Below are 19,591 nucleotides of genomic sequence, written 5' to 3' on the forward strand. Positions count from 1 at the left end.
CTTTGACGGAATGACGATGGCACTGGATGCGATGAACGAGGCTTCGGACGAGGCTCTGCTGGAGCTATACGCGCAGGGCGACCCGGCGGCAGCGCGGGCTTTGACGTTGCGCTTCGGGCCGTTGGCCTACCGGCTCGCTTATCGCTATCTTCGCGACGCGGCCGAGGCCGAGGATGTCGCGCAAGAGGGGCTTTTGCGGCTCTGGAAGATCGCGCCGGAATGGCGGGCCGGCGAGGCCAAGGTCTCGACATGGCTTTACCGGGTGGTTGCCAATCTCGCGACGGACCGGCTGCGCAAGCGCCGCGGCGTGGGGTTGGACGAGGCGCCCGAGGTGGCCGATGACCGGGCGAGCGCTCTGGACGAGTTGATCGCGCGCGACCGCGTGGCGGCGCTGGAAGCCGCGCTGGAGCAATTGCCGGAACGACAGCGGATCGCGGTGACACTGCGACATATCGACGGTTTGTCCAATCCCGAGATCGCTGCCGCGATGGAAACCGGCGTCGAAGCCGTAGAAAGTCTGACAGCGCGGGGAAAGCGCGCTTTGAGCAAGCTGCTTCGGGGGCAGCGAGAGAAATTGGGGTTTGGCGATGACTGACAAACGCATGGATCGCGAGACGGACGCATTCGACGACGCGGCGCTGGAGCAGCTTTTCAGCGAAGCGCGCGCGGCGGGCGGGGCCGAGCCAGGCGAGGGCTTCCTTGCCCGGGTTTTGGCCGATGCCGAGGCGGAGCAAGCAGCCTTTGCGCGCCAGGCCCCGGCGGATGGGTCCGAAGCACCCGATGTCCTAGCCGGTATCTGGGACGCGCTTCGCGGCGCGTTCGGCGGCTGGGCTCCGATGGGCGGCCTCGTCACGGCGGCGCTGGCCGGGGTCTGGATCGGCTTTGTGGGCGCAGACGAGATCGGCGCGCTCAGCCCGTTTTACGCCAGCAGCACGACCGAAAGCCTTGGCACGGTCAACCTGCTACCCGAAGGCGATACCTTCGCCTTCGTCGATGAAGGAGGGTTCTGATGGCGATTGCCGAGACGCGAAACGGCCGGGGGTTGCGTTGGGCGCTGATAGCGTCCGCGGTGCTGAACCTGCTGCTGCTGGGATTTTTCATCGGCGGCTGGCTTGGCCATGAGCGGCATGCGCCGCGCCCGGTCGTGGGCGATGTCAGCCTTGGCGCCTTCACCGGAGCTCTGAGCCCCGAAGACCGCGACGCGCTGCGCAAGGCGGCGCAGGCGCGTGGCTCCGAATTCCGCGACATGCGGCGGCAGGCGCGCAGCGATATGGCGGCGCTGATCAGCGCGATCGACGCGGAGCCGTGGGATCGCGATCAGGTGGCCAAGCTGCTCGAGCGGCACAAGGCGCGGACCGTGCAGCGGGTCGATATCGGCGAGCGGCTGATCCTCGACAGGCTCGACGCAATGAGCCCGGCGGCCCGCCACAGCTTCGCCGAGCGTCTGCGCGAGGGTGCGGCGCGGTTCGACCGGCACAAGAAAGACCGCGACAGGGATCGTCAGGACAAGCCTTGAGGCCGGTGCGATGGCCGACGCGTCGGAGTTGGCCGCTATCTGAAATAGTGAAGAGTTTCGGCTCGTCTCATCATCATGCGTGGCGTGATGCTGTTTCCAGGCGTCACGCTGCGTTCGTGTGAGAGGCGAGCGAGACCTGGTTCCGGCCGCTTCCCTTGGCGCAGAGAAGAGCTGCATCGGCCTCGTCGATAAGATGCTGTGGGTCGTCGCGACGGGTGCCGCCGAATGCGAGGCCGATCGAGATCGTGGCCTGCATTTTGCTTCCGTCCGGAAGCGTGATTGTTGTCTCCTCGATATCACGTCGGAGCCGTTCCGCGATCCGATAGCTCTCATCGAGCGAGCTGTCCGGCAGCGCCACGAGAAACTCCTCGCCGCCGATGCGACCGATCAGGGCGACGTCGCGGAGGCTGCGGCGCAGATGACGGGCGATATTGGTCAGCACCTCGTCCCCCGCGCCGTGGCCATAGGTGTCGTTCACCGATTTGAAGCGATCGAGATCGAGCAGCATCACCGCGTAGCCGCGGCCGGTGCTGCGCGCGCGTTCGGACATGCGAGCCAGATGCGCATTGACGTAGCGGCGATTGTGGAGCCCGGTCAGCGGATCGACCAGCGCGAGACGCAAGCCTTCATCGACCGAGAGGCGAAGTTGATCGGAGAGCTGCTTGCGGCGCAGCTGCGCGCCGATCCGGAGTGCCGTTTCCTGTGCTGCTAGTGGCGTGGAGATATCCGAGGGCAGAAGGTCGTCCGCCCCTAGATCGAGCGCGCTCGCTTGCGTCTCCGAGGCTTCGGGCATGCACGCGATCAGGATCGCTGCGTGGCGCGTTTCTGGATGCGAGCGCAATTCCGACATCAGCCGCAGCCCGTCCCCGCGATGCACGAGATCCGCGCCGATCACGAAGAGATCGGGGGGGCGGCGCGCGGGGTCGCCGCCGCAGGGCTGTTCGTAACTGGTCAACAGGATCCGACTGGCCTCGAGCCGCGGTGCGAGCGCGGCTTTCCAGCGCATCCCCTCGGCCGGGTCGGGGGCGATCATCGCGATCCGGGCGGGAGGTGCGAATTCATTCGCGGCCTCGGCGAAACCGAGTGCCCGGCAGGTTTGTTCGCGCAGGGCCGAATCCTCGTCGCCGGCATGGGCGCGGATCAGGCTGCGCAGACGTGCGAGCAGCACGAGTTCGTCGAAAGGTTTTACGAGGACATCGTTCGCCCCGGCCGCCAGCAGCGCCACGCGCAGCTGCGGAATGTCGCGCTGCGTCATTGCGATGATCGGGATGCGCCGTGTCTGTGGATCGTTCCGCAGCCGTTTGATGACAGCCTCCCCTGTCATGTCGGGCAGGGTGATGTCGAGCAGGATCAGGCGGGGCCGTTCCGTTGTGGCGAGGGCGAGCGCCTCTGCTGCGCTCGCAGCTTGCAGCGTGTTGTAGCGCGCACCGGTCAGCTTCGCCTTCAGCACGATGCGATTGGTCGCCACGTCATCAACGATGAGGATCGTTCCCGGCATTCCAGGCTACTCCTTACAACCTCTTGCGTCCTCCGGTTTGCGGCAGGGCGATCGCGAATGCGCGAGCTTCTGGACGCGCCTTTTCTTGACCTTAGCGATCTATAGGTTAACAAAGCGTTTCCCCTGACAGAGAAGGATCCGCCATGCGGCAAGAAAACGCTCACACGCTCGCATTGCAGACCCTCGGTTGGCTCGTCAGCCGTGAAGAGTTGATCGGTGCATTCCTCGCCAATTCCGGGGCGAGCGCGGATGATTTGCGTGCGCAGGCGAGCGATCCGGACTTCCTCGCAGGGGTTCTCGACCATGTCCTGCAGGACGATCAGGTGGTTCTGGATTGCGCGCAGGACCTCGGGGTGCAGCCCGAGGCGCTGATGCAGGCCCGCGCGGTTCTCGGGCGCGGCGATCTGCGCCACTGGACCTGACGCCCCGCTTTGGGCAATCTGCCCGCAAAGGGAGGGCGGATCGCAGATGGCAGGCGGCAAGATACGGGCGGTGCTGTTCGACAAGGATGGCACGCTTTTCGATTTCGACGCGACATGGGGCGCTTGGGCGAAGCTGCAGATCGAGGCGTTGGCCGAAGACACCAGTCAGGCCGCGCGGCTTGCCGAGGCGATCGGGTTCGACCTCGAGCGGGTGGAGTTCGAGCCGCACTCGCCGGTGATCGCGGGCACGGTCCGGGAGGCGGCAGAATTGTTGCTGCCGCATCTGCCGGGGCGCACGCTCGACGACCTGGTAATCGAGCTGGAGCGCGCAGCGCATGATGTGCCGCTGGTGGAGCCGGTGCCGCTGAGCAAGCTTCTGTCTGATCTGCGCGCGCGCGGGTTGCATCTGGGTATTTGCACGAACGACGCCGAGTCCTCGGCGCGCGCGCATGCGGCGCAGGCGGGCATCACCGATCTTTTCGACCTGATCATCGGCTATGACAGCGGGCATGGCGCGAAACCCACGCCGAGCCCGCTTCTGGCCTTCGCGGACTCGCTCGGTCTGGACCCGGCGGAGGTGGTGATGGTCGGAGACAGCCAGCATGATCTGCACGCGGCGCGCGCGGCGGGGATGATCGCGATCGGCGTATTGAGCGGGCCAGCGATGCGGGACGATCTTGCTCCGCTGGCCGATGCCGTGCTCGATCATATCGGGGGGCTTCCCGACTGGCTCGCACAGCGCGCGGGCTGACGAGACGCGTCGGATGCGCGCGAGAGCCTCGCGCAAGAACAGGAGAGGGACGCATGCAACTACGTTTGCAACATATTCTGCTCGGGCTGCTGGCGGGCGTGTTCTTCTGGGCTCTCGATAGCGAGTTGCAGACGGCGCTGCCGCTCGACGCCCACGGGCAATTCGGCGTCTCGGTTCTGGGAACGGTGTTCTTCGCGACCGCGCTGGCGATGCTGGGCGAGATCGGCTGGCGCAAGGCCTTTGGTGCGGCGGCGCTGATTGCGATTCCGGTCGCGCTGCTCGGCTGGTGGGCATCGCTCGGCTATTCTCCGACCGAGTCGCTGGCGGGATTCATGCCGTTCGAGATGCTCGCGCTCGCGGTTCTGGCGACGCTGCCGATGCCCTTCGCGATGGCCGTGGCGCGGGGTGGCGGTCTCGCGTGGAACGACTATCCAGCGCTGTTTCTTCATGCATGGAATATCGTCGTGCGCTATGCCGCCGCGTGTATTTTCCTCGGGATGGTCTGGCTCGTCCTCTATCTCTCGGCGCGCCTGCTCGAAAGCGTAGACCTCGATTTCCTGCGTCAGCTTCTGCGCCAGAAACTATTCGCGTTCTCTGTGTCGGGCGGCATTCTCGGGCTCGGGCTGGCGGTGGTGACCGAGTTGGAGGAGATGATCTCTCCTACCCTCATACTGCGGCTTCTCAGGCTGTTGCTGCCGCCCGTCCTGCTGGTCGCCGTGATCTTCGTGGCCGGGTTCATTGCGCGCCGCGGGCAGGTCTCGCTGATCGGGTTCTCGCAAATCGAGACGCTGCTGGCGATGGCCGTGGCCGCTGTAACGCTGATCTCGATCGGCGTGGAGCGCGACGATCACAGCGCAGTGCGGGCCCGGGTTTTGCGGCTGTCGGCTCAGGGGCTGGCGCTGGCGCTGCCCGTGCTGGTCGGCGCAGCGGCCTGGACCGGCTGGCAAAGCGTGACGGCGCAGGGCTGGACGCCAGGGCGCGTGGCGCAGGCGGTGCTGATCGTGCTGCTCGCGGGATATGCACTGGGATATGCCGGCTCTGTCCTGCTGGGGCGCGGCTGGATGGCGCGCCTGCGGCGGATCAATATCGCGATGGCGGGCGTGCTGTTTCTCGCGGCTCTGGCGTGGCTGACGCCAGTGCTGGATGCGAATGCCATCGCCGCGCGCTCGCAACTGGCGCTCTATCGCGACGGGCGGATCACTGCGGGGGCCCTGCCGCTCTACGCCTTGAAAAACCAATGGGGGCTTGCCGGGCAGTCGGCCTACTCGGAGCTGGAGGCCCAAGCCGGTGATGATCGAGCGCTCGCGACCGCCTTGGCGCGTCTGCGCCCGTCGGCGGATGGGGGCGAAGGGGATAGTGCGGCGCGCGCCCAGTTGCGCCGGGATCTCGTGCTGCCGCCCGGAGCAACGCCGCCCGAGGATGCGTTGCTCGATGCGATCCGCGCGCGGGCTCCGGAAGTCGCGTCGGGGCTTTGCGCCTCTGGCGAGGGCGCTGCGGCGAATTGCGCCCTGATCGAGGCCGATTTCCTGAAAGATGTACCCGGCGACGAGGCGATGGTCCTGCTGCATCTGCCCGATCGCGATGCGATCTACGTTCTGCGCCAGTCGGATGGGGCTTGGGATTCGATCGGGTGGGGTAGCGTGGTCGACGCGCAGGGCGAACCGCGCTTCCGCGTCGATCTGGCACCTGTCATCGCCGCCATCAAGCGCGGCGAGATGAAAGTCGTCCCAAGCGGGATCATGTCGCTCGAGGCCGGTGGGCTGCGCCTGTTGCCGCTCTCGCGCTGAGCCGAGCGATTTTGGAGCTTTGTTAACTTCTGGTCGCTAGCGTGGCGGGAAGGAGGGCACATGCTCGGCTTGATCAACCGCTCTATCGAAAACTTCCTGACCGACACCCACGGGGCGGCGCTCTGCGCGCGTGTTAGGCGGTGCGCGGAGCTGCCGAGTGAAGGCTATGAACCGCTGCTGCCATATGCCGATGCGCAAACCTTGCGGCTGATTGATACCGCTTGCGACGCGTTGGGGCGTGAACGGTCCGAGTTGCTCGAGGACCTTGGTGCGCATCTGTGCACGCGCGAAGCCGTGCGGCGCCTGTTGCGCTATGGCGGGTGCGATTATCGCGGGTTCCTGAATTCGCTGAACGAGTTGCACGACCGCGCGCGAATGGCGTTGCCCGATCTCGAGCTGCCGCATCTTCATCTTGTTGCCACCGAGTCGGGCCAGTTTCGTCTTCGCGTCATCGGGGACGTGCCGGGCTGGGGGGCGGTGCTGGCGGGTATTCTGCGTGCGATGGCGGATGACTATGGCAGCCTCGCGCTTATTGAAATGCCGCAGCGCAGGGCAGGCCGCGACCCGCGGATATTCGAGCCGGCGGAAGAGGTGGTGACAATCCAACTGCTCGACGCCGCCCATGCCGAGGCGCGTCAATTCGCCCTAGCGCACATGACTGGAGAGGTGTGATGGGCGCACCGGCCAAAACCACTGTTGCCCCGAGGGCTGCACCGACTGAGCCGCCGCCTGACCGGGGCGGCCAGGCCTATTGGCTGCCCCTCCTGACCGGGCTTTTGCCGATGTTTCTCTGGATAGACGAGCGGGCGCGCATCCTTGGCGTCGGTCGCACGTTGCGCAAGGTGCTCGGTGTGCCCGAGGCGCAGATCCTCGGCGCGCCGTTCGCACGATTTTTCGCGGTCGCGCGACGAGGGGCGACAGGTCGTCTTTGCACGGATACCTTGTGCAGGAATTGCGAGACACGCGATTGCGATGGTCAGGCCGGTCGCTGCGGGCGTTCGCTTGGTGCGCTGATGGCGGAGGAGGTACTGCATGTCACCCTGCGCATGCATCCTAAGGTGAGCCTGCGTGGCGCGGTCGTCAGCCATGTGGGGCTATCTGCGCAGACATCTGCAGGCGCGACTGCGGGCGATATGCTCCTCAATTTCAGCTTCGGTATTCACCTGCGTGAACTCGTGGCGGAGTTCGACCTGACAGAACGCGACTTCTCCGCCGCGGATCTCGCGATGGAAATGCTTTACCTGGAAGAAGCCAAATCGCTCGTGATGGAAGAATTGCGAGCCTTGACCGGGCGGCTCGATCAGGCCCGCAAAGCTGCAGAGAAACAGGCGCTGACCGATCCGCTGACGAAACTCGCCAACCGCCGCGCAATGGCGCAGGCGCTTGCGCAGGCAGTCGATCACGCGACGAATGACGCGGCGCATTTCGCTTTGCTGCAGATCGACCTCGACCACTTCAAGGCGATCAACGACAGTCGGGGCCATGCGGCAGGGGATTACGTGTTGCAACTTGTGGCCCGCAACCTGTGCGAAAGCGTTCGCGGGGACGATCTTGTTGCGCGCATGGGCGGCGACGAATTTCTCGTGCTGCTGCGGGGCGCTCCGAGTCACGCGGAGGTCAGGGCTCTTGCGGCGCGGATTATCGAACAGATCGAGACACCGAAATGGTATCAGGGCCAGGAGTGCGTGGTGTCCGGATCGGTCGGCGCGGTTTTGTCACGCGACTACGAGAAGCTTGTGATCGGGGCGCTGCAGAGCGATGTCGACCGGGCAACCTATGCGGCGAAGGCAGCAGGGCGCGGATGCCTTCGTTTCGGGTCGAGATCGTCCGAAAAGGTTGATCGCAGGCGCCCGCGACCGCCTAACTCGGCGTCTGATACGCATAAAACGCTCTTTTCCTGACCGGTCGCCTTCGGGTAAGGGCAGCGCATGAGACAAGGTTTCCCATTTGCCCGCGCCGGACAGCGCATCGGTCTTCTGGGCGGGTCGTTCGATCCTGCGCATGAAGGTCACGTGCTGATCACGCGCGAGGCGCTGCGCCGTTTCAACCTCGACCGGGTCTGGTGGGTCGTGAGCCCCGGCAACCCGCTCAAGGCGCATGGGCCTGCACCGCTCGATCAGCGGATCGCGAGTGCACGGGCCATCCTCGGGGGAGACCCTCGGGTCGTGGTGACAGATATCGAAGCGCGGCTCGGTACCCGCTACACCGCCGACACGATCACCGCGCTGCGTGCGCTCTATCCCGGTGTGAATTTCGCATGGCTGATGGGAGCGGATAACCTCGTACAGCTCGATCGCTGGGACCATTGGCGGACGATCATAGAAAGCGTGTCGATCGGCGTTCTGGCGCGTCCGGGCTGGCGGATGCCGGGGCGTTGGGCGCGCGCGGCGCGCATCTATGCGCGGGCCGAATTGCCCGCGGTTGCCTCGCAGCGCCTGCTCGACGGGCCAGCGCCACGCTGGTGCTTCGTAAACATCCCGATGTCGTCGATTTCCTCCACGGAAATTCGCGAGAAAGGCGGCTGGGGGGCATCGACGCCTGCTTGAAGACGGCGCAGGGCGCGCTACGCTCGGGCTAACGCCGAGGGGGAATCGCCATGCCGCTAACGATATCGCGTCGCTTTGCATTGCTGGGTGGCGCCGCGCTTTTCGTCACTCCGAAAACGGTTTTGGGTCAGGCGCCCGCAGCCGCCGAACTGGTTCGGATGGCGGGGCTGAGCGGCGATGTCGGCTATGTCGTGGCAGATATGAAAACGGGCCAGATCCTTGAACAGCGCAATCCCGGCCAAGCGATGCCGCCCGCCTCCGCGCTCAAATCGATCACTTCGATTTACGCGATGGAGCAACTGGGCGGGGATTTCCGCTTCGGTACGCAGTTGATCGCGACGGGGCCAATCTCTGGCGGGCGGATTCAGGGCGATCTGATCCTCGCGGGCGGTGGCGATCCCACGCTGACGACCGACGATCTCAATGCGATGGCGAAGTCGCTCGCAGCCAAGGGGGTGCAGGGCGTCACGGGGCGGTTCCTGACCTGGGCCGGCGCGCTTCCGTACAAGAGCGAGATCGCAAATGATCAGCCGATTTTCGCAGGCTACAACCCGTCGATCTCCGGGCTGATGCTGAATTTCAATCGCGTGCATTTCCAATGGCGTCGCTCCGGGGGCGGCTGGGCGCTGAGCATGGACGCGCGTGGGCGCGACGTGCAGCCTCAGGCCTATACAGCGAAAGCCTCGATCGCGAAGCGGTCCTCACCCACGTTCACCTATTCGGATCGCGGCGGGGTAGAGCATTGGACGGTCGCCTCGGCGGCTCTGGGGCGTGGCGGAAGCCGTTGGTTGCCGGTGCGCCATCCCGCGGCCTATGCGGGCGACGTGTTCCAGACGCTGGCCCGCGCACAGGGCACGCCGCTGCCCGCGCCGGAAGAGGCGCGCAACCTGCCCGGCGGCACGGTTCTGGTAAGCCATGGCAGCGATCCGCTTGTGCCAGTGCTGCGCGCGATGATGAAATACTCGACCAATATCACCGCCGAGGCGGTGGGCATGACGGTCAGCAAACGGCTGGGCGCGGGTAGTTCCCTGATGCAATCGGGGCAGGCCATGACCCAATGGCTGCAGCAGCGCACGGGCGCACGCTCGGCCCGGTTCACCGACCATTCCGGGTTGCGCGCCGATGCCGAGATTTCGCCGCAGGACATGGTCGCGGCGCTGCGCAATCTTGGCGCACCGATGGGGCTGCGCAGCTTGATGAAACCCTTCAAGCTGCGCGATGCGACGGGTAGGGCCTCGAAATCGCAGCCGTTCAGCGTCGATGCCAAGACCGGGACGCTCAATTTCGTCTCGACCTTGGCGGGCTACATGACCGCGCCGGATGGCACCGAGCTTGTGTTTGCGATCTTCACCGCCGATCTCGACCGTCGCCGGCGCGCGGGCTCCGCACCGCGCCCGCCGGGGCAGGTGCAATGGGTGCGTGCGTCGAAAATCCTGCAGAGCCAGCTACTGGAACGTTGGGCCGGGATTTACGGGTGAGGCGCGATCCGGGCGGTGAACATGCCGCGTTCCCGCCCGAAGTGCCGCCGAGGATCAGAGCGTGACGTGACGCACTTTCGCGCCCCATTCGATGGCGACGGCGTGCAGCCGGTCGATCGCCAGCTCGCCGCGGATCTCCTCCAGCAGACGCAACTCGGCCTGTCGGATCGTGCCATCGGCCGCAGCTACGTCGCAGGCCAGCGCATAGGCGGTCTCGAAGATATGCTCGGGCAGCGCATCGCGGACCAGGCCGAACAGCGCTTCGAGCCCGTCTTCCTCTTCGAACAGTGTGAACACAGAGCGCGAGACCCGGGAGACGCGGTCGAAATCGTAGCCCGCGAAGATCGGCATGTGGTTCACGATCCGCTCGATGGCGACGAGTTCCGAGGTCGGCACGTCCTCGTCGGCGGCGGACACCGCGACCATCACGGCGACGAGCGCGTCTTGGGGCGAAAGCGAGGAGAGAACGTCTGGCAAGTCGGAGCTCCTTGATGGTGTTCGAGTGCTAATTATTGACTGTCCCCCTTCGCTTCAATAGGTCAGGCGCGACCGGGCGCACGGGGCGCCTTCATGAGGTATGCAATGACGAGCTTGCGTGACGCTGCGATGAAATCCAAGGCCTGGCCCTTCGAGGAAGCCCGCCGGGTGCTCAAGCGTTACGAGAAACGCGATCCGGAGAAGGGCTATGTCCTGTTCGAGACGGGCTACGGGCCGTCGGGGCTGCCGCATATCGGCACGTTCGGGGAGGTTGCGCGCACGACGATGATCCGTCGCGCTTTCGAGGTGATCTCGGATATCCCGACGAAGCTTCTGTGCTTCTCGGACGATATGGACGGGATGCGCAAGGTGCCGAGCAACGTGCCTAATCAGGACATGCTGCGCCAGCACGAGCAGAAGCCGCTGACCTCGGTGCCCGATCCGTTCGGCGATTTCGACAGCTTCGGCAACCACAACAACGCGATGCTGCGCCGTTTCCTCGACACGTTCGGCTTCGAGTACGAATTCGCGAGCGCGACCGACTACTACAAGTCGGGCCGGTTCGACGAGATGCTGATGAAATCGGCCCAGGAATATGATCAGATCATGGAAATCATGCTGAAGTCGCTGCGCGAAGAGCGTCAGCAGACCTATTCGTGCTTCCTGCCGATCCATCCCGAGACGGGCCGCGTGCTGTATGTTCCGATGAAGGAGGTCAACGCGCGCGACGGCACCGTGACCTTCGACGACGAGGAAGGGCGCGAATGGACGCTGCCGGTCACCGGTGGCAACGTGAAGCTGCAGTGGAAACCCGATTTCGGGATGCGTTGGGCCGCGCTCGGGGTCGATTTCGAGATGTATGGCAAGGATCACTCGACCAACACGCCGATCTATGACGGTATCTGCCGCGTCCTCGGCGGGCGTGCGCCGGAGCACTTCACCTATGAACTGTTCCTCGACGCGAATGGCGAGAAAATCTCGAAGTCGAAGGGCAACGGCCTTTCGATCGACGAGTGGCTGACCTATGCCGCGACGGAGTCCTTGAGCTACTTCATGTATCTCAAGCCGAAGACCGCGAAGCGGATGCATTTCGACGTGATCCCGAAAGCGGTGGACGAATATCACCAGCAGCTGAGGGCCTATCCGGATCAGCCGATCGAGCAACAGGTGAACAACCCGGTCTGGCACATCCATGGCGGCAATCCGCCCGAGAGCCGGATGGTGGTGCCTTTCGCGATGTTGCTCAATCTTGCGAGCGTCGCAGGCGCGACCGAGAAGGAAGGGCTGTGGGGTTTCATCAAGCGCTATGCGCCCGAGGCGAGCCCGGAAGGCAATCCGGACCTCGATCAGGCGGCAGGCTTCGCGCTGAAGTATTTCGAGGACTTCGTGAAACCCACGCTGGTCTTCCGCGCGCCCTCCGAGCAAGAGCGGGCGGCGCTGGAAGATCTGGCCAAGGCGCTGAAATCGGAAGAGGCGGCGCTCGATCAGATCGCGCGCAAGAACGCGGCGGCAGGCAACGACGAGCCGCTGCCGGAGGCCGATTTCCACAGTGACGAGTTCCTGCAGTCGGTCGTCTTCGCGGTCGGCAAGAACCACGAATTCGCCAACCTGCGCGATTGGTTCAAGGCGCTCTACGAGGTACTCTTGGGTCAGAGCCAAGGGCCGCGCTTCGGCGGGTTCATCGCGCTTTACGGTGTCGATGAGACCGTCGCGCTGATCGAGCGGGCGCTGGCGGGCGAACTGGTCGCCTAGGCTTTCCAGAGTTCGAACCAAGCCCCCCAGCGGTCGCAGAGCGGCTCGGGGGGCTCGGCGAATATCTTGGCGCCGAGAGTGAAGGCTTCGGCCTCGAGCCGGGCGGATTCGGTGCGGATCAATGCAAGCAACGCCTCGGCCCTTTCGGGATCGAGATGCTCGGGCACCCTCATCTCGAGCACATGCAGGTCGTGATGATCTCCGATCAACTCGCCCAGAGTGTCGAGCGCGTCTTCGCGTGGGTGCAGCATCTCGGGCCAGATTGGGGCGAGCAGGCGGGTGTGATACCAGTGCTGCTTCACCCGCGTCCGCCAATGGTGGAGGTCTGCGCCAGCGTGTGATTTCTGGGCGGTTTTCAGACGCTTGCGGCAATCTTTCAGGGTCTCGTGCAATCCGGTCTCATAGGCGGGCCAGCCCTTTGCGCTGACCTCCCAATCCTTTGCGCGTTTGCGGATTTCCGTGACGCGTTTGACGAATGTCGAAATATCGCCTTCCTTCGGGGGCGGGGTTGCGGGGAGTGCTTCGAGCATGGTGCGGGCCGCCGAGGCGCCATCAAGATCGGGCCCTTCGCGCCCCAGCCGGATCAACGAGGCGCGCATCACCTCGTCGTCTCGCAGGCCGGATATGCCGCGGGCAGCCTCGGACAAGGTCTCGTTTTCCTTGTAAAAATCCGCGAAGTGCGGCGCGAAGAGACGGATCAGGCCGCGGGTCTTCTTGATCGCCTTGCGCAGGGCGTGAACCGAAGGATCGGGTTTCCCAGCCAGTTTCATGGCCGTTCCAAGCTCGCTGCGCGCGATGCGGCGAAGGGCTTTCGTTGGGGTCTTGTCGTCGGGGGATATGGCGTAGACCATCTGCGCTCCTCTCGGCTGCACTCCCGATGTGGCGCGAGGATATGACAGGCGCATGACGCTGTCATCTGCGAAGCGGGAGAGGCGGCGCGGCGCGCGGAGGTATCAGGTCTTCTTTAATCTTTCCTTCTAGCTCTTTTCGGGCCGAAGCGCGGGCGCTTTCGGCGGGTTCCAAGGCGCATGGAGCGATGCGCGGGGCGCGCGCGGGTGGAAAATGGACAAGAGGATTGCAGATGAACGTCGCGATTACCGAAGGGCTGGTGCTGACCCCGCCCGCATTCGCCGAAGGGCTGGATCAATGGTCGAGTGAAGATGGCACGCCGGGCTCCACGACCTATGAGAGCTCGGGCAATGCCGCGCTGGTTCCGGCGGATGCGGATTTCGGCGGTTGTCTGGAAATGCTCAAGATGCAGACGGTGCAGAAACTGCGCTACATGGGCGACACGCCGATCCTGCCGGGCGCCTATCTGCGCATCCGGGCGCGGGTGAAGGCGGTGAGCGGCAACCTGCCTGAGGTGAGGATTGCAGGCTATGCGGTGACGGGATCGGGTAGCCACGTGAGCGGCGTGGTCGAGGTGGGGCCGACGGTGGCGCTGCAAAGCTATGGTGAGGTGGTCGAGGTTTCTGCGATCGTGGGCACCGGCTCGCGCGACGGTGTCGATATGTCGTGGGGGCTGGATGCGATTTACGGGCATTTCGGGCTGGACCTGACGGGCGCGACTGGCGGGGTCGTGCGCATCGACGATATCGAGATCGAGGATGTGACCGAGGCCTTCCTGCGCGAGCTGATGGGCTGGGTCGATGTGAAGGATTACGGCGCGGTCGGGGATGGCGTCACGGACAACGTCGCGGCCTTCAATGCGGCCGATCAGGCGGCGAACGGGCGCAAGGTTCTCGTCTCGGAGGGGAATTATTATCTGGGCAGCTCGATCTCGATCTCGTCGCCGGTAGAGTTCGTGGGCACGCTGGTAATGCCGGTGGCGGCGAAGCTGGCGCTGATGTCGTCTTTCGACTTCCCGACCTATGCGGCGGCGTTCGGCGATGAGCTGGCTGGGTTCAAGAAGGCGCTGCAGGCGCTGTTCGGATATACCGATCATAACGTGCTGGATCTGAAAGGGCGTCGCGTCGAGGTGACCGAACCGATCCGCATCGAGGAGATCGCGCCGGACCTGTCGAGCTTTTCGAACCGCCGGGTTCTGCAGAATGGGCAGATCAACGTGATCGCGGGATCTGGTTGGTACGATGATGTGGTGACGTCGCAGGCGACCTATTCGGTGAGCCAGTCGATGCAGCTGACCTCGGTCGCCAATATCGCCAATATTCCCGTTGGCGCGCGGATCACCGGCACCGGCGTCGGGCGCGAAGTCTATGTGAGGTCGAAGAATAACGGCGCGCAGACGCTGTATCTCTCGCAGCCGCTTTATGGCGGATCTGGGACGCGGACCTATACCTTCACACGTCACCAATATGTGCTGGATTTCTCCGGGATGGAGAAGCTCGACCGGTTCAACATCGCCAATGTGGAATTCCTCTGCAACGGCGCGGCGAGCTGCATCATGCTGGCGCCCGACGGGCAGATGTTCCAGATCCGCGACAGCTATGTGGTGCGGCCCAAGGATCGCGCGATCACCTCAATCGGGCGCGGGTGCCAGGACCTGCTGATCGATGGCTGTCAGTTCCTGTCGGACGAGATGCTGGTGCCCGCGCAGGATCGCAAGTCGATGGTGCTGAACGTCAACGCCAATGACAGCAAGATCCGCGACTCACGCTTCGTGCGCTTCGGAACGGCCTTCGTGCTGAATGGCTCTGGGCATCTGATCGTCGGTAATCACTGGTTTCAGGGCGACGAGGAAACCAGCGGCGTGCGCGTTGCGGGGCTCGTTTTCACGCAGACCAATGTGCAATCGGCGGTGACCGGAAATTACATCGATAACTCGGTCATCGAATGGACGAATGAACACGATGCCGAGCCGGATTTCGCGAGCGAGTACAGCTTTGGCGGGCTGACCGTGACGGGCAATACCTGCGTGTGCATCAACGTCGCGCCTTGGTTCACGTGGCTCTCGATAAAGCCCTATGGGCCGGGGCATTTCATCCAAGGGCTGAGCGTGACGAACAACGTGTTCAAGTCGCTCAACGGCAGTGTCGACCGGATCGAGAAAATCGATACGAGCTTTGCCGATATCGACCGCTCGCGGGTGCGTAATGTGGTGTTCGAAGGGAATATGTTCAACGGGATCAAAGAGATATCGCAGAACCCGGTGATGGTCGAGGTGAACCAATCGGCTGCGCAATCGGTCTGGACGGCGGATGCGAGCGAGTACCTGCCCTTCGCGGGCTGGGCGCGCAATGTTCAAGGCCTGATCGCCGAGGGGATGGTGCGAGATAGCTCGGGCGCGCGGATCGACGCAATGCCCTATGTCGCGGTGGAGCAGGGCGCGGCCAAGAACCAGATCACGGTGAACTGGCCGGAGGCGGCGAAGGGGCGGCTGCAAGTCACGCTGCGGATGGATAACCCGATCTGACGGGGTGCTTGGGCTGTGCCGATCCGGGCCGGGGCGGACGGATTGGCGATGCGGCGCGTGGGATGAAAGTCTTGCGCGCCGTTTTCATGTCAGGTCCGCAGGCATCAGGCGAAAAGCGCGGCCGAAGCCGCCATTGAGGCTGGCCGAGGTCAGGCGGAGATCGAAGAAAAAGAAATCGGGCAGGTCGATATAAAGCTTCGATTTCGGATGATCGGCGAGCCAGCGGTCGCGCATCGTCGGGAAGGCGGGGTTGTCGCGTTCGACGGCATGGGCTTCGACCTGCAGCGAGAGGCGCGGATGGGTGAGCGGATCGCCTTTTGAGCCGGGCTCTCCCAACAGCAGACCCGCGCGGCGATCCCGCAGCAGGGCTGTCGTATGCGCCGCGAGGCTGGATACGAAGATTAACAGTTCCCCCTGAGGGCCGGGCCCGAGGGCGACGCGGGTCACGACCGGCGCGCCCGTATCCGGGTCGAGCGTGCCGAGCGCCCCGAACCGGGCCTCGCGGATCAGGCGTTGCGCCAAGGCGCGGGCCTCGTCATCCGTCGGGCGAATTGGGTCGGTCGTTGGAGTTGGTTGCGGCATGGGCGACTCCTCCCGGACGTCCTAATGCTAGGACTCAGCCACGCCGTCCGCAATCGACGTCGTCGGCTTTAGGATGATGTAACGACAGATTGCGTACCGAATCACCCCGTGGTGCCATGTTCCCTCTTCTTGGTTGCCGCCCGCTTTTAACCATGAGGTCGATTTTCAGATGCGGGCACCGCGCGCATGAAACGCTACAGGCAAGCGCTTGATTAAGCGCGACTATTTTCTGCCTCATTTCCGTGCATTTACAGCGTTAGCGCAATCGGTGTCAAAAAGTTTACAAAAAAATTCAGCGTATAAAGGGGGTTACATGAATCTTAACTTTTGAGTTACAGTGGCGCGGGGTAGAGGGCCTGCACCATGACGCGGGCGACATGCGGACACGCCGTGCCGCAAGGCGAAATTGCTGGGAGGAAACTCATGACTGCGCAAGACAAGGTGACTCAGGTTCCAGAGGTCAAAGAGGTCCCGCCGGGCTTCGAGAACGCCCATGCCGACGCTGCGAAATATCGCGAGATGTACAAGGAATCGATCACCGACCCGGAGAAGTTCTGGGGCCGCGAGGGCAAGCGCCTCGACTGGATCACGCCGTATACCAAGGTGAAGAACACCGATTTCACCTTCGGCCATGTCGATATCAAGTGGTTCGAGGACGGCGTGTTGAACGCCAGCGTGAACTGCATCGACCGCCACCTCGCGACGCGCGGCGACCAGACCGCGATCATCTTCGAGCCCGACGATCCGGAAACCCCGGCGCAGCACATCACCTACAAGGAGCTTTCCGAGAAGGTGAACCGCTTCGCCAATGTGCTTTCGAGCCAGGGCGTGATGCGCGGCGACCGCGTCGTGATCTACCTGCCGATGATCCCCGAAGCGGCTTACGCGATGCTCGCCTGCGCGCGCATCGGCGCGATCCACTCGATCGTCTTCGCGGGCTTCTCGCCCGACGCGCTGGCGAACCGCATCAATGACTCGGGTGCGAAAGTCGTGATCACCGCCGACACCGCGCCGCGCGGTGGTCGCCGCACGCCGCTCAAGGCCAATGCCGACGCCGCGCTGCTGCACTGCTCGGACAAGGTGCGCTGCCTCGTGGTGAAGCATACCGGCGACCAGACCACCTGGATCGACGGGCGCGATGTCGACGTGAAGGCGATGATGGAGAACGTCTCGCCCGATTGTCCGGCGCGTCCGATGAACGCGGAAGATCCGCTTTTCATCCTCTACACCTCGGGCTCGACCGGCAAGCCGAAGGGCGTCGTGCACACGACCGGCGGCTACATGGTCTATGCCGCGATGACGCATCAATACACGTTCGACTATCACGACGGCGACGTATTCTGGTGCACCGCGGATGTCGGCTGGGTCACCGGTCACAGCTACATTGTCTACGGGCCGCTCGCGAATGGTGCGACGACCGTCATGTTCGAAGGCGTGCCGACCTATCCGGACGCGGGCCGTTTCTGGGCCGTGTGCGAGAAACACAAGGTCAACCAGTTCTACACCGCGCCCACCGCGATCCGCTCGCTGATGGGGCAGGGGCCGGAATGGGTCGAGAAATACGATCTGTCCGCTCTCAAGGTGCTGGGCTCGGTCGGCGAACCGATCAACCCCGAGGCCTGGGCCTGGTACGACAAGTATGTCGGAAAGGGCAAATGCCCGATCGTCGACACGTTCTGGCAGACCGAGACCGGCGGTCACATGCTGACCCCGCTTCCGGGCGCGACGCCCACCAAGCCCGGCTCGGCGACCCGTCCGTTCTTCGGCGTGAAGCCGGTCGTGCTCGACCCGCAGACTGCGGTGAAGCAGGACGAAACCGAGACCGAAGGCGTGCTCTGCATCTCGGACAGCTGGCCGGGCCAGATGCGCACCATCTGGGGCGATCACGAGCGCTTCCAGGAAACCTATTTCAGCCAGTACAAGGGCTATTACTTCACCGGTGACGGCTGCCGCCGCGACAGCGACGGTTACTACTGGATCACCGGCCGCGTAGACGACGTGATCAACGTCTCGGGCCACCGCATGGGCACGGCGGAAGTCGAGTCCGCGCTGGTCGCGCACCAGGCCGTGGCCGAGGCTGCCGTGGTGGGATACCCGCACGAGCTGAAAGGGCAGGGCATCTATGCCTATGTCACGCTGATGAACGATGTCGAACCTTCCGACGAGCTGCGCAAGGAGCTCGAGAAGTGGGTCCGCACCGAGATCGGCCCGATCGCGAAACCGGACATCATCCAATGGGCGCCGGGCCTGCCGAAGACCCGTTCGGGCAAGATCATGCGCCGCATCCTGCGCAAGATCGCCGAGAACGATTTCGGCAGCCTAGGTGACACCTCGACGCTGGCCGACCCGTCGGTCGTCGACGAGTTGATCGAAAACCGCGGGAACAAGTGATGGCCGACAGCACGACCATGACGCGGACCAAGCCTGCGGTTCTGATCCTTCTCGGCCCGCCGGGCGCGGGCAAGGGCACGCAGGCGCGGATGCTCGAAGAGAGGTTCGGCCTCGTGCAGCTCTCGACGGGCGATCTTCTGCGGGCCGCGGTGTCGCAGGGCACCGAGGCGGGCCTCGCCGCGAAAGCGGTGATGGAGGAGGGCGGTCTCGTCTCGGACGAGATCGTTCTGGCGATCCTGCAAGATCGCATGGCGGAACCGGACGTTGCTAAAGGGGTGATCCTCGACGGGTTCCCGCGCACCGCCGGGCAGGCTGCGGCGCTCGACAGGCTTCTGGAGGAGAACGGCCAGTCGGTGACCGCGGCGATCAGCCTGGAGGTCGACGACGAGGCGATGATCGCCCGCGTCGCCGGCCGCTACACCTGCGCCAAATGCGGCGAGGGGTATCACGACGAGTTCAAACAGCCCGCGGTCGCGGGCGTTTGCGACAAATGCGGCGGCACGGAATTCAAGCGCCGGGCCGACGACAATGCCGAGACGGCGCGCGCCAGGTTGGAGGCCTATCACGCGCAAACGGCACCGCTGATCGCCCATTACAAGGCGCTCGGTGTTCTCGAGGAAATCGACGCGATGGGCTCCATCGACGAGATCGCCTCGGGCCTTGGGTCGATCGTAGAGCGCGTCTCGGCCTGATTTTTGGGGAGGGGCGGGCCCATGAGGGGCCCGTCTGGAGAGAAACTAAAGGGAGTTAGTCTCATGGCGGACAAATCCTCGTCCAACGCCTATTGGAAGGCGAATATCCGGACCATCCAGATCTCTCTGGTGATCTGGTTCATCGTGTCCTTCGGCTTCGGCATCCTGCTGCGCCCTATGCTGGCAGGCATTAAGATCGGCGGCACTGATCTCGGCTTCTGGTTCGCCCAGCAAGGCTCGATCCTCGTGTTCCTGGTGCTCATCTTCACCTATGCGTGGCGGATGAACAAACTGGACCGCGAGCACGGCGTCGAAGAGTAATCTCA

General features: G+C 64.2%; 19 protein-coding genes. 15 read left to right on the plus strand and 4 right to left on the minus strand.

All coding sequences use genetic code 11. From position 1 onward, the window contains the following. The first annotated feature begins 10 nt into the window (after positions 1-10). Genes B6V74_RS06670 through B6V74_RS06680 form a run of 3 tightly spaced genes read left to right on the plus strand, consistent with a single transcriptional unit; the run spans position 11 to position 1,516 of the window. On the plus strand, positions 11-595 hold the full coding sequence (locus tag B6V74_RS06670; protein ID WP_075774043.1) for an RNA polymerase sigma factor: 585 nt from the start codon (positions 11-13) through the stop codon (positions 593-595). Then, positions 588-1,010, plus strand: coding sequence for a hypothetical protein (locus B6V74_RS06675; RefSeq protein ID WP_141104907.1), 423 nt, complete (start codon positions 588-590; stop codon positions 1,008-1,010). Before B6V74_RS06670 ends, B6V74_RS06675 begins: the two co-directional genes overlap by 8 nt. After that, on the plus strand, positions 1,010-1,516 hold the full coding sequence (locus B6V74_RS06680; RefSeq protein ID WP_088722340.1) for a periplasmic heavy metal sensor: 507 nt from the start codon (positions 1,010-1,012) through the stop codon (positions 1,514-1,516). Before B6V74_RS06675 ends, B6V74_RS06680 begins: the two co-directional genes overlap by 1 nt. A 103-nt stretch (positions 1,517-1,619) precedes the next feature. On the opposite strand, the gene B6V74_RS06685 is transcribed toward B6V74_RS06680, so the two are convergent. Beyond that, positions 1,620-3,014: a diguanylate cyclase gene (locus B6V74_RS06685; protein WP_088722341.1), complete on the minus strand. Its 1,395-nt coding sequence runs from the start codon at positions 3,012-3,014 to the stop codon at positions 1,620-1,622. 143 nt (positions 3,015-3,157) lie between these two features. Here B6V74_RS06685 and B6V74_RS06690 point away from each other — a divergent pair, with 143 nt between their 5' ends. The 7 genes from B6V74_RS06690 (at position 3,158) to dacB (ending at position 9,998) form a co-directional block, all read left to right on the plus strand. Next, positions 3,158-3,436 (plus strand): DUF3572 domain-containing protein, encoded by a 279-nt coding sequence (locus tag B6V74_RS06690; RefSeq protein WP_075774047.1) that lies wholly within the window; start codon positions 3,158-3,160, stop codon positions 3,434-3,436. Between the two features lie 46 nt (positions 3,437-3,482). Further along, on the plus strand, positions 3,483-4,187 hold the full coding sequence (locus B6V74_RS06695; protein WP_075774048.1) for an HAD family hydrolase: 705 nt from the start codon (positions 3,483-3,485) through the stop codon (positions 4,185-4,187). Between the two features lie 53 nt (positions 4,188-4,240). Continuing rightward, a complete protein-coding gene (locus B6V74_RS06700) occupies positions 4,241-5,974 on the plus strand; it encodes a DUF4153 domain-containing protein (protein ID WP_075774049.1) in 1,734 nt (577 codons plus the stop codon). Between the two features lie 60 nt (positions 5,975-6,034). Continuing rightward, positions 6,035-6,646: a heme NO-binding domain-containing protein gene (locus tag B6V74_RS06705; protein ID WP_088722342.1), complete on the plus strand. Its 612-nt coding sequence runs from the start codon at positions 6,035-6,037 to the stop codon at positions 6,644-6,646. Positions 6,647-6,756: 110 nt separating this feature from the next. Further along, the gene (locus B6V74_RS06710) at positions 6,757-7,875 is read left to right on the plus strand and encodes a GGDEF domain-containing protein (protein WP_168184192.1); all 1,119 of its coding nucleotides are present in this window, start codon (positions 6,757-6,759) and stop codon (positions 7,873-7,875) included. 27 nt (positions 7,876-7,902) lie between these two features. Continuing rightward, positions 7,903-8,520, plus strand: a complete 618-nt coding sequence (locus B6V74_RS06715; RefSeq protein ID WP_088722344.1) for a nicotinate-nucleotide adenylyltransferase — start codon at positions 7,903-7,905, stop codon at positions 8,518-8,520. 50 nt (positions 8,521-8,570) lie between these two features. Continuing rightward, the gene (dacB, locus tag B6V74_RS06720; protein WP_088722345.1) at positions 8,571-9,998 is read left to right on the plus strand and encodes a D-alanyl-D-alanine carboxypeptidase/D-alanyl-D-alanine-endopeptidase; all 1,428 of its coding nucleotides are present in this window, start codon (positions 8,571-8,573) and stop codon (positions 9,996-9,998) included. 54 nt (positions 9,999-10,052) lie between these two features. Here the strand turns inward: dacB and B6V74_RS06725 are convergent, their stop codons facing one another. Further along, positions 10,053-10,475 (minus strand): tellurite resistance TerB family protein, encoded by a 423-nt coding sequence (locus B6V74_RS06725; RefSeq protein ID WP_075774054.1) that lies wholly within the window; start codon positions 10,473-10,475, stop codon positions 10,053-10,055. Positions 10,476-10,580: 105 nt separating this feature from the next. Here B6V74_RS06725 and B6V74_RS06730 point away from each other — a divergent pair, with 105 nt between their 5' ends. Continuing rightward, positions 10,581-12,227: a lysine--tRNA ligase gene (locus B6V74_RS06730; protein ID WP_088722346.1), complete on the plus strand. Its 1,647-nt coding sequence runs from the start codon at positions 10,581-10,583 to the stop codon at positions 12,225-12,227. On the opposite strand, the gene B6V74_RS06735 is transcribed toward B6V74_RS06730, so the two are convergent. After that, complete coding sequence (locus tag B6V74_RS06735; RefSeq protein ID WP_168184193.1) at positions 12,224-13,078, minus strand: CHAD domain-containing protein; 855 nt, start codon at positions 13,076-13,078, stop codon at positions 12,224-12,226. The genes B6V74_RS06730 and B6V74_RS06735 overlap by 4 nt on opposite strands. Positions 13,079-13,308: 230 nt before the next feature. Here B6V74_RS06735 and B6V74_RS06740 point away from each other — a divergent pair, with 230 nt between their 5' ends. Further along, complete coding sequence (locus tag B6V74_RS06740; RefSeq protein ID WP_088722348.1) at positions 13,309-15,600, plus strand: glycosyl hydrolase family 28-related protein; 2,292 nt, start codon at positions 13,309-13,311, stop codon at positions 15,598-15,600. A gap of 84 nt (positions 15,601-15,684) precedes the next feature. Here the strand turns inward: B6V74_RS06740 and B6V74_RS06745 are convergent, their stop codons facing one another. Further along, entirely contained in the window at positions 15,685-16,182 is a 498-nt protein-coding gene (locus B6V74_RS06745; protein WP_088722349.1) for a pyridoxamine 5'-phosphate oxidase family protein, read from the minus strand. Positions 16,183-16,605: 423 nt separating this feature from the next. On the opposite strand from B6V74_RS06745, the gene acs reads away from it, so the two are divergent. The 3 genes from acs (at position 16,606) to B6V74_RS06760 (ending at position 19,586) form a co-directional block, all read left to right on the plus strand. Then, complete coding sequence (acs, locus tag B6V74_RS06750) at positions 16,606-18,573, plus strand: acetate--CoA ligase (protein WP_077701305.1); 1,968 nt, start codon at positions 16,606-16,608, stop codon at positions 18,571-18,573. Next, positions 18,573-19,265 (plus strand): adenylate kinase, encoded by a 693-nt coding sequence (locus B6V74_RS06755; RefSeq protein WP_075774059.1) that lies wholly within the window; start codon positions 18,573-18,575, stop codon positions 19,263-19,265. Before acs ends, B6V74_RS06755 begins: the two co-directional genes overlap by 1 nt. Before the next feature lie 63 nt (positions 19,266-19,328). After that, on the plus strand, positions 19,329-19,586 hold the full coding sequence (locus B6V74_RS06760; protein ID WP_075774060.1) for a DUF4212 domain-containing protein: 258 nt from the start codon (positions 19,329-19,331) through the stop codon (positions 19,584-19,586). Positions 19,587-19,591: the final 5 nt, after the last annotated feature.

The sequence above is a fragment of the Thioclava sp. F42-5 genome, from assembly GCF_002213195.1.
GTDB lineage: Bacteria > Pseudomonadota > Alphaproteobacteria > Rhodobacterales > Rhodobacteraceae > Thioclava > Thioclava nitratireducens.

Excerpts from the sequence above, each read along its gene's own strand:
- B6V74_RS06675 (WP_141104907.1), top strand. The coding sequence starts at position 588 with ATGACTGACAAACGCATGGATCGCGAGACGGACGCATTCGACGACGCG.
- B6V74_RS06710 (WP_168184192.1), top strand. The coding sequence starts at position 6,757 with ATGTTTCTCTGGATAGACGAGCGGGCGCGCATCCTTGGCGTCGGTCGC.
- B6V74_RS06680 (WP_088722340.1), top strand. The coding sequence starts at position 1,010 with ATGGCGATTGCCGAGACGCGAAACGGCCGGGGGTTGCGTTGGGCGCTG.
- B6V74_RS06730 (WP_088722346.1), top strand. The coding sequence starts at position 10,581 with ATGACGAGCTTGCGTGACGCTGCGATGAAATCCAAGGCCTGGCCCTTC.
- B6V74_RS06715 (WP_088722344.1), top strand. The coding sequence starts at position 7,903 with ATGAGACAAGGTTTCCCATTTGCCCGCGCCGGACAGCGCATCGGTCTT.
- dacB (WP_088722345.1), top strand. The coding sequence starts at position 8,571 with ATGCCGCTAACGATATCGCGTCGCTTTGCATTGCTGGGTGGCGCCGCG.
- acs (WP_077701305.1), top strand. The coding sequence starts at position 16,606 with ATGACTGCGCAAGACAAGGTGACTCAGGTTCCAGAGGTCAAAGAGGTC.
- B6V74_RS06695 (WP_075774048.1), top strand. The coding sequence starts at position 3,483 with ATGGCAGGCGGCAAGATACGGGCGGTGCTGTTCGACAAGGATGGCACG.
- B6V74_RS06700 (WP_075774049.1), top strand. The coding sequence starts at position 4,241 with ATGCAACTACGTTTGCAACATATTCTGCTCGGGCTGCTGGCGGGCGTG.
- B6V74_RS06760 (WP_075774060.1), top strand. The coding sequence starts at position 19,329 with ATGGCGGACAAATCCTCGTCCAACGCCTATTGGAAGGCGAATATCCGG.
- B6V74_RS06705 (WP_088722342.1), top strand. The coding sequence starts at position 6,035 with ATGCTCGGCTTGATCAACCGCTCTATCGAAAACTTCCTGACCGACACC.
- B6V74_RS06735 (WP_168184193.1), bottom strand. The coding sequence starts at position 13,078 with ATGGTCTACGCCATATCCCCCGACGACAAGACCCCAACGAAAGCCCTT.
- B6V74_RS06745 (WP_088722349.1), bottom strand. The coding sequence starts at position 16,182 with ATGCCGCAACCAACTCCAACGACCGACCCAATTCGCCCGACGGATGAC.
- B6V74_RS06670 (WP_075774043.1), top strand. The coding sequence starts at position 11 with ATGACGATGGCACTGGATGCGATGAACGAGGCTTCGGACGAGGCTCTG.
- B6V74_RS06740 (WP_088722348.1), top strand. The coding sequence starts at position 13,309 with ATGAACGTCGCGATTACCGAAGGGCTGGTGCTGACCCCGCCCGCATTC.
- B6V74_RS06755 (WP_075774059.1), top strand. The coding sequence starts at position 18,573 with ATGGCCGACAGCACGACCATGACGCGGACCAAGCCTGCGGTTCTGATC.
- B6V74_RS06685 (WP_088722341.1), bottom strand. The coding sequence starts at position 3,014 with ATGCCGGGAACGATCCTCATCGTTGATGACGTGGCGACCAATCGCATC.
- B6V74_RS06690 (WP_075774047.1), top strand. The coding sequence starts at position 3,158 with ATGCGGCAAGAAAACGCTCACACGCTCGCATTGCAGACCCTCGGTTGG.